Annotated in this window: 6 protein-coding genes; all 6 read left to right on the top strand. The window is 68.4% G+C overall.

Annotated features, from left to right (window positions below; translation table 11 throughout):
• The coding region (locus tag AC36XV_RS06235; protein WP_492202815.1) for an ABC transporter ATP-binding protein at positions 1-945 on the top strand (945 nt) is incomplete at its 5' end.
• A complete protein-coding gene (locus tag AC36XV_RS06230) occupies positions 942-2,201 on the top strand; it encodes a nucleotidyltransferase domain-containing protein (protein WP_492202814.1) in 1,260 nt (419 codons plus the stop codon). The genes AC36XV_RS06235 and AC36XV_RS06230, both read left to right, overlap by 4 nt.
• Before the next feature lie 57 nt (positions 2,202-2,258).
• Positions 2,259-3,572, top strand: coding sequence for a sensor histidine kinase (locus AC36XV_RS06225; RefSeq protein ID WP_492202813.1), 1,314 nt, complete (start codon positions 2,259-2,261; stop codon positions 3,570-3,572).
• The gene (locus tag AC36XV_RS06220; protein ID WP_492202812.1) at positions 3,569-4,933 is read left to right on the top strand and encodes a sigma-54-dependent transcriptional regulator; all 1,365 of its coding nucleotides are present in this window, start codon (positions 3,569-3,571) and stop codon (positions 4,931-4,933) included. The genes AC36XV_RS06225 and AC36XV_RS06220 overlap by 4 nt, the downstream gene beginning before the upstream one ends.
• 200 nt (positions 4,934-5,133) lie before the next feature.
• Entirely contained in the window at positions 5,134-5,991 is an 858-nt protein-coding gene (locus tag AC36XV_RS06215) for a sugar transferase (protein WP_492202811.1), read from the top strand.
• 26 nt (positions 5,992-6,017) lie between these two features.
• The gene (locus AC36XV_RS06210) at positions 6,018-6,962 is read left to right on the top strand and encodes a response regulator (protein ID WP_492202810.1); all 945 of its coding nucleotides are present in this window, start codon (positions 6,018-6,020) and stop codon (positions 6,960-6,962) included.
• The last annotated feature ends 135 nt before the right edge of the window (positions 6,963-7,097 follow it).

Raw genomic sequence — 7,097 nt, 5'->3', positions numbered from 1 at the left:
CAGCGAGGGCTCGCGCTCGTGCAGACCGTCTTCGTGGGCCTCGGCAGCCTGTACGAGAACAATCTGTTCCTCTCCACGCTCGACGACTTCCTGGAGCTTGAAGAGACCCTCCGGGAGCCCGAGGACCCGAGGCCACTGCCGACCCGGGCCCGGTCCGTCTTTGCGCTGGATGAGGCGGAGTTCGGGTATCCGACGTCGGATCGCGCCCTTCTCACCGGAGTGAGCCTGCACGTGGCGCCCGGCGAGATGATTGCGCTGATCGGAGCCAACGGATCCGGAAAGACCACGATCGCGAAGCTCCTCTGTCGCCTCTACGATCCGACCGGGGGACGGGTGACCCTGGACGGAACCGATATCCGCGACTATGCGAAGGCGGAATACCGCGCGCAGGTCGCCGCGATCTTCCAGGACTTCGTACGCTATCAGCTACCCGCCAGGGACAACGTCGCCTTCGGAGACGTGAGCCGCGATCCCGACTCCGGGTGGGTCGAGGAGGCGGCCCGTCGGTCCGGGGCTCACCCCGTCGTGCAGGCGCTGCCGCGCGGGTACGAGACCACGCTCGGCAACTGGTTCGAGGACGGGGCGGAGCTCAGTACCGGTGAGTGGCAGAAGGTCGCCCTCGCGCGGGCCTTCGCCAGCCCCGCCCGTCTGCTGATTCTCGACGAACCCACGAGCGCCCTCGACGCCGAGTCCGAGATCGAGGTGTTCGAGAGAGTGCGCCAGATCGCACACGACCGCGCGGTGCTGGCCATCAGTCACCGCTTCTCCACCGTGCGGATGGCGGACCGGATCTACGTCCTCGATTCGGGTCGGATTCTCGAGTCGGGCACACACGAGGAGCTGATGGCACGGGAGGGAAGGTACGCGCGTCTCTTCCGGCTCCAGGCTTCCGCATTCACCGGCGAGGTCCCGCAGACCTCGCTCCGACCCGGGGCGGGGCCGTGACCGACGCGGGTGGCGGCCGGAGCACCCGGGGATCGCCGGTTCGCCGTCCCGAGCACGAGTTGCTCCGGGTCGCGGCGCGACGGGAGCTGGATCCCGAAGACGCGGACCGACTGGCCGGACTTCTCGAGGGGGCGCTGGAGTGGGACTACGTGGTCGAGAGGGGCGGGCTTCACGGCGTCCTGCCCCTCTTGCAGCGCCACCTGGGAGAGGACGCGCGAGTTCCCGAGGCGGTGCGATCCGAGCTCCGGGCGCGGTGCGAGCGGGTGGCACGCTCGAATCTCTACCTGTCCTCGCAACTTCTCGACCTGGTGTCGGAGCTGGAGGGCGCCGGCATCCCGGTCATCGTGCTCAAGGGGCCGGCGGTCGCCTGTGGCGTGTACCACAGCCTGACGCTGCGCGAGTTCGGGGACCTGGACCTGCTGGTCCGCTCCGTGGACGTGGGGCGGGCGGCCAGGGAGGTCGAGCGGCTGGGTTTTGCCCCGTGGCACGACACGGCCGGAGCCCAGCAGGAGGCGCTCGCCCAGGCCGAATACTCGCGCACCTTCACACGTCCATCCGACGACCTGGACCTCGATCTCCACTGGGACCTCGCCAGGACCTACTTTCGAGGTCGCATTGAGGCCGCGGATCTGTGGAAACACCGGGGCGCGTTCGAGTTGCACGGGCGAACCGTGGCCTGCCTCCAGCCGGATTTCCAGTTGCTCGCCCTGTGCGTCCATGGGGCCAAGCACGGGCCCTTTCCGTGGCCGCGGCTCAAGTGGATCTGCGATGTGGCGGAAGTGGCGCGCAGCCGCGAGGCGCGGGACTGGGGCTTCGTTCTGCGCCTTGCCCGGGTGCTGGGCTGCTACCGGACCGTGCTCTTCGGTCTCGCCGTGGCGCGGCCGCTGGTCGGGGTCCGAATGCCGGGGCCCGTGAAGGAAGCGCTCGGAAGCGAGCCTGAAGTCTGCCAGTGGGCCGAGCGTGTATGGGGGTGGCTGGAGTCCGACGAGCCGCCGTCCCCGAGCTTCAGCGAGCGCGCCGCGCTGGATCTCTCGCTGATCGACGGATGGGGAGGGCGCCTCTCCTACGCGATGCGTCGGCTCGTGACGCCCACCCGCAAGGACTGGGGCCGGCGCCGGCTGCCCGGCGGCCTGGGGTTTCTGTACGTTCCGCTGCGGGCGCTGCGGCTCGCCGGTCAGTACCTGCCGCGTCCGTGGCGACTTCGCCGGCTCTTCCGCCCCGGCAAGCAGCCCCCGGCACCGCGCACCGACCGCTGAGCGGCCTCGGGAGGATCGGCGTGGCGGCGCTGCCGGCTCAACCGCTACTATCGATGCATGAATTCAAGGACATCTCCGACGCCTGCCGGTGAGGAAGCGGCCGGTTCGAGCGAGACGGGATCGCGAGCGCTGTCCCTGAGGCTGCGCCTCATCGGCGGTCTCCTCATCCTCCTCTTCCTCGCCCTGTTCTCCCTCGCGGTCGTGGTGTTCGTGTGGCAGAGTCTCGGACTCGGTCCGCGGCTTCTGTACGAGGTCCTCATCGTGGCGATCGCGATCGACCTCGTCCTCCTCGGGCTGGTGGCCAACTACCGACTACGTGTGCTCGTCCTCAAGCCGGTGGAGGAGATGGTCGAGGGGGCGGAGCGGATCGCCGCGGGCGACGAGGAACACCGGCTTCCGAGCTCGGACACGGCCGAGATCGAGCGGCTGTCCCAGGCCGTGAACCGGATGGCCGGGCGATTGATTCATAACCAGCAGCTCCTGGCCGGGAACGTCCGGTCGCTGGAGGAGACCAACCGGGAGCTGTCGGCCGCTCGTACCAGCCTGGTCCGGGCGGACAAGATGGCTTCGATCGGTCGGCTCGCCTCGGGGATCGCGCACGAGATCGGCAATCCGCTCGGGGCGATCCTCGGGTACGTGGAGCTTGGACGTCGCAGCGGGGAAGGGGACGCCGAGTGGCTGAACGGCATCGCTCATGAGGCGGATCGAATCGATGCGATCGTGCGCGGCCTTCTCGATTACGGCAGGCCCAAGGCCTCCGCGACGCGGGCCGTCGATGTGAACCGGAGCGTCGAGGCGGCCGTCGATCTCATGCGGGTACAGGGGAGGCTGCGGGAGGTGTCGGTCGATCTCGAGCTGCCCGACGAAGACGCGGTGGTGACCGCGGACCCCTTCCAGCTGGAGCAGGTGCTGGTGAACCTGCTGCTCAACTCCATCGACGCAGTCGACGAGCAGGGCGGGGACGATGGACCGCGCTGGATACGGATCCGGGTCCGGAACACGGTGATCACCAGCGGTGACCGGTGGGGGCGCCGCAGGAGCCGCAAGGACGATCCGGATGGCATCGACTACTCGCACCTCCGGCGGCTCGACCAGAGTCGCGATCCGGGACCGGCTCGCCAGCTGGCCGAAGGAGATCCGGCGGTCGAGCTGGTGATGATGGATAGCGGCCCCGGGATTCCGCCGGAGGACGTGCGCCGCGTCTTCGACCCCTTCTTCACCACCAAGGCGCCGGGCCTCGGAACGGGGCTGGGACTTGCCGTATCGGCCCGGCTCATCGAAATCATGGGGGGAACCGTCGAGGCGCTGCCGGCGGGTCCCGACGGAGCCAACTTTCGAATTCTGTTACCCGTGTCGACGGAGCGGGCATGAAGATCCTCGTGGTGGACGACGACGCCGGGCTGCGCCGCACGGCCTCCCTGCTGCTGGAAAACGAGGGGTACGATGTGGCCACCGCGTCCGATGGCGAGGAGGCGCTGACCCGCGTCGAGGAGTGGTCCCCCGATCTGATCCTCACCGACGTCCGGATGCCCGGGGTGGATGGGCTCGAGTTCCTCGAGCGCCACCGGGAAGCGAACGGGCCGGGGCGCACGATCGTGATGACCGCCTACGGAAGCCAGGACCTGGCGGTCGAGGCCATTCGCAAGGGGGCGTACGACTACATCGACAAGCCGTTCTCCCCCGAGGCGCTCCTGCTGCGCGTGCGGATCGCCGAGCAGCACGCTTCGAAGGACCGCGAGATCCGGCGGTTGAGGAAGGAAGTCCGGGTCGAGAAGAGGCGAGGCGATATCGTCGTGGCCAGCTCGGGGATGAAAGCGGCCGTCGAGCTGGCGGAGAGAGTGGCCCAGCACCCGACGACCGTCCTGATCACGGGGGAGAGCGGAACGGGGAAGGAACTCATCGCCCGGCTCGTGCACCAGGCGTCCGGAAGGGCGGATGGACCGTTCGTGCCGGTCAACTGTGGCGCCATCCCGGAGAACCTGCTCGAGTCGGAGCTGTTCGGGCACGTCAAGGGCTCGTTCACCGGGGCCTCGCGCGACCGGGCCGGTTTGTTCGAGGAAGCGCAGGGAGGCACCCTGCTGCTGGACGAGATCGGTGAGCTCCCGCAGGCGTTGCAGGTCAAGCTGCTGCGTGTGCTCCAGGAGGGCGAGGTCCGGCGCGTCGGTGAGTCCCGCGCCCGCCAGCTCGACGTCCGGATCCTCGCCGCCACGGCCAGGGACCTGGAGGCCGACGTGCAGGAAGGCGAGTTCCGATCCGACCTGTACTACAGGATCAACGTCGTCCGCATTCACCTGCCGCCGCTGCGGCACCGGGTGGAGGATGTACCGGTGCTGCTGCAGCACTTCATCGAGCTGTTCAACGAGTCCCTCGGCCTCGAGATCGAGGGTTTCGAGCCCGATGCGGTCAAGGTGTTGAGCTCCTACTCCTGGCCGGGGAACATCCGTGAGCTCGAGAACCTGGTGGAGCGCGCGATGGTGCTGGCGGACGATTCGACCATCGGGGTCGAGGACCTACCCGAAGCGATCCGGGACCCGAAGGCGTCGGTGAAGGCGGCGACCGGCAATCTCTCGAGTGACGAGCTCTCGGTGAAGAAGCGGACGTGGGAACTCGAGAAGCACCTGATCGGGCGGGCGCTCGAGGTGACCGGTGGTAATCGCACCCGGGCGGCCGAGCTCCTCGATCTCAGCTACCGGGCGCTTCTCTACAAGATCAGGGACTACGGTCTAGAGTAGGATCTAGAGTTGGATCGCCGCAGCCGATCTCCACTCTTTCCGCGGGAAGTGTAGTGGTTACGCCATACCCAGCGCATGTCCGGAGCCGATGAAACGGACGTAAACTCTTTCGGAACAGCACTTTGACTCCTTTCTCCAGGCGTGGCACGACAGATGCTCAAACCGGGGCGTATGACATTTCCCCGGAGAACGAGCGTGCCATGAGCACAGACGAAGGAGTGAAGGGCGCAGGAGGCATTGCGGCGCTCCGGCTGCGGCAGGGTGGCGCGGCCCGGCGACGGTACGTGCGGCTGGATGGCCCGCGTACCCCGCGTCTCGAGCCGCAATCGCCGCAGGGTCGGGAGGCGGGCCGGCTCGAGGAGCTGCTCCTCCGATTCGCGAACCTCGCGGTGACGATCGTGGCGTTGATCATCCTTTTCCCTGCCATCGTCGTCATCGCGATCGCCATCAAGCTCGACAGCCCCGGCCCGGTCATCTATCGACAGCTCAGGGTGGGCCTCGATCGGCGGGCCCGGCTGGATTCGCGTGACAGCACGGGCCGACGGGTGAACGACCTGGGCGGCCGGCCCTTCATGATCTACAAGTTCCGAACCATGCGGGTGGACGCGGAGTTCGATTCGGGTCCCGTATGGGCCCGCACCGACGACGACCGGGCGACCCGCGTCGGCCGAATCCTCCGCAAGACCCGACTCGACGAGATCCCGCAGTTCTGGAACGTCATCAAGGGGGACATGGCCGTGGTGGGGCCACGTCCCGAGCGCCCGAACTTCGTGATCGAGCTCCAGAAGGAGATCGAGGGATACCGCGTGAGGAACCGGGTCAAACCGGGCATCACCGGATGGGCGCAGGTGAACCGCCCCGCGGACCAGACGGTGGAGGACGTGCGGGAGAAGGTCGATTTCGACCTGGAATACGTCCGCCGTCGCTCGCTGTGGTTCGACCTGATGATCATGTTGAAGACCCTCCCGGTCATGTTCGAGCGGGAGAAGGGGCTCGACGAGGCGCCGCAGCCCCTGGACCATCCGGCGACGGATCGGTCGGACGTCGCGCCGGAGTGAACGAGCTACCACGAGGAACCGACGCCATGGCAAACGCCCCCCACATCACGCCGCCGGACCCGGTCAGCGTCATGCTGGTGAGCGCGCACGACTGGTTCGCCTCGGCCCTGCAGGCGGTCCTGGAGCCCGAGGGGTTCGTCGTCACCCGCATCCGTTCGGCCCGGGTCGCCGTGCGGGATGCGGCCCAGGTGAGCCCGGACCTCGTGATCCTGGATGAGGGGCTGCCGGACATGGACGCACCGGCCCTGGCATCCTCGCTGACCGGTGGCGTCCTCAAGTCGAGCGTTCCCATCCTCGTCTATTCGCCCAACTTCTGGAACGAGAGCGATCAGGCCGCGGCCATGCGATCGGGAGCGTGGGACATCATCAAGGAGCCGGTGCGCTCCAACCTGGTGGTGGCGAAGCTCCGCAGGCTGCTGGAGATCAAGAACCTCATCGACGCGACCGAACAGGGGTCCCTGTCGGACATGGCCACCGGGCTGCTGAACCTCGCGGGCATGATGCGGATGCTCCGGGTGATGGGCGCCGCGGCGCGGCGTCACGGGTCGGCCGTGAGTTGCGCGGTGATCTCTCCGACGGTCGCCCCGGAGCGGGGGTCTCTGGATGCGATCCGGGAGCGCGCCGCCCGGCTGTGGGGGAAGGGCGTCCGGGAGTCCGACGTGTGCGGGTGGGTCGACGACACCGAATTCGGCGTCATCGCCCTCGGGACGGACGCGGCCGGGCTCACCAGCATGGTGCGCCGCCTGACGGAAGGCACCGCGGCGGACCCGCTCGCCTCGGGGCTCCTTCCCGTCAGTGCCGGGATCGCCGACCTCACGGACCGTTTCACGCAGACCGGGAGCGAGGCGAAGGCAAAGGTGGCGCCCATGGCCACGCGGGTTGCCAGCATCTCCGGGATCGCGGCGGCCCGGGCCGCCCTTCGGGAAGCGCGTGAGGCCGGCGGCGGCATCCGCATCGCGGAAGTATCCTGACTCCCGTGCCGAGCCGACAGCCGCGGGCGACGTCGACGGCTTCGCATCCGCGCTCCGACGATCTCCGATTCGTCTCCGACCCGGCTGTGGTGCTGCCGGGTCACCCGGCCGGAGACCTCCTGGTGGCGGCTCGTG

Source organism: Candidatus Benthicola sp., from assembly GCF_058719085.1.
Note: the sequence above shows the minus strand (reverse complement) of the source record. Positions and strands in the feature narration are given on the sequence as shown.

Excerpts from the sequence above, each read along its gene's own strand:
- AC36XV_RS06215 (WP_492202811.1), top strand. The coding sequence starts at position 5,134 with ATGAGCACAGACGAAGGAGTGAAGGGCGCAGGAGGCATTGCGGCGCTC.
- AC36XV_RS06220 (WP_492202812.1), top strand. The coding sequence starts at position 3,569 with ATGAAGATCCTCGTGGTGGACGACGACGCCGGGCTGCGCCGCACGGCC.
- AC36XV_RS06225 (WP_492202813.1), top strand. The coding sequence starts at position 2,259 with ATGAATTCAAGGACATCTCCGACGCCTGCCGGTGAGGAAGCGGCCGGT.
- AC36XV_RS06210 (WP_492202810.1), top strand. The coding sequence starts at position 6,018 with ATGGCAAACGCCCCCCACATCACGCCGCCGGACCCGGTCAGCGTCATG.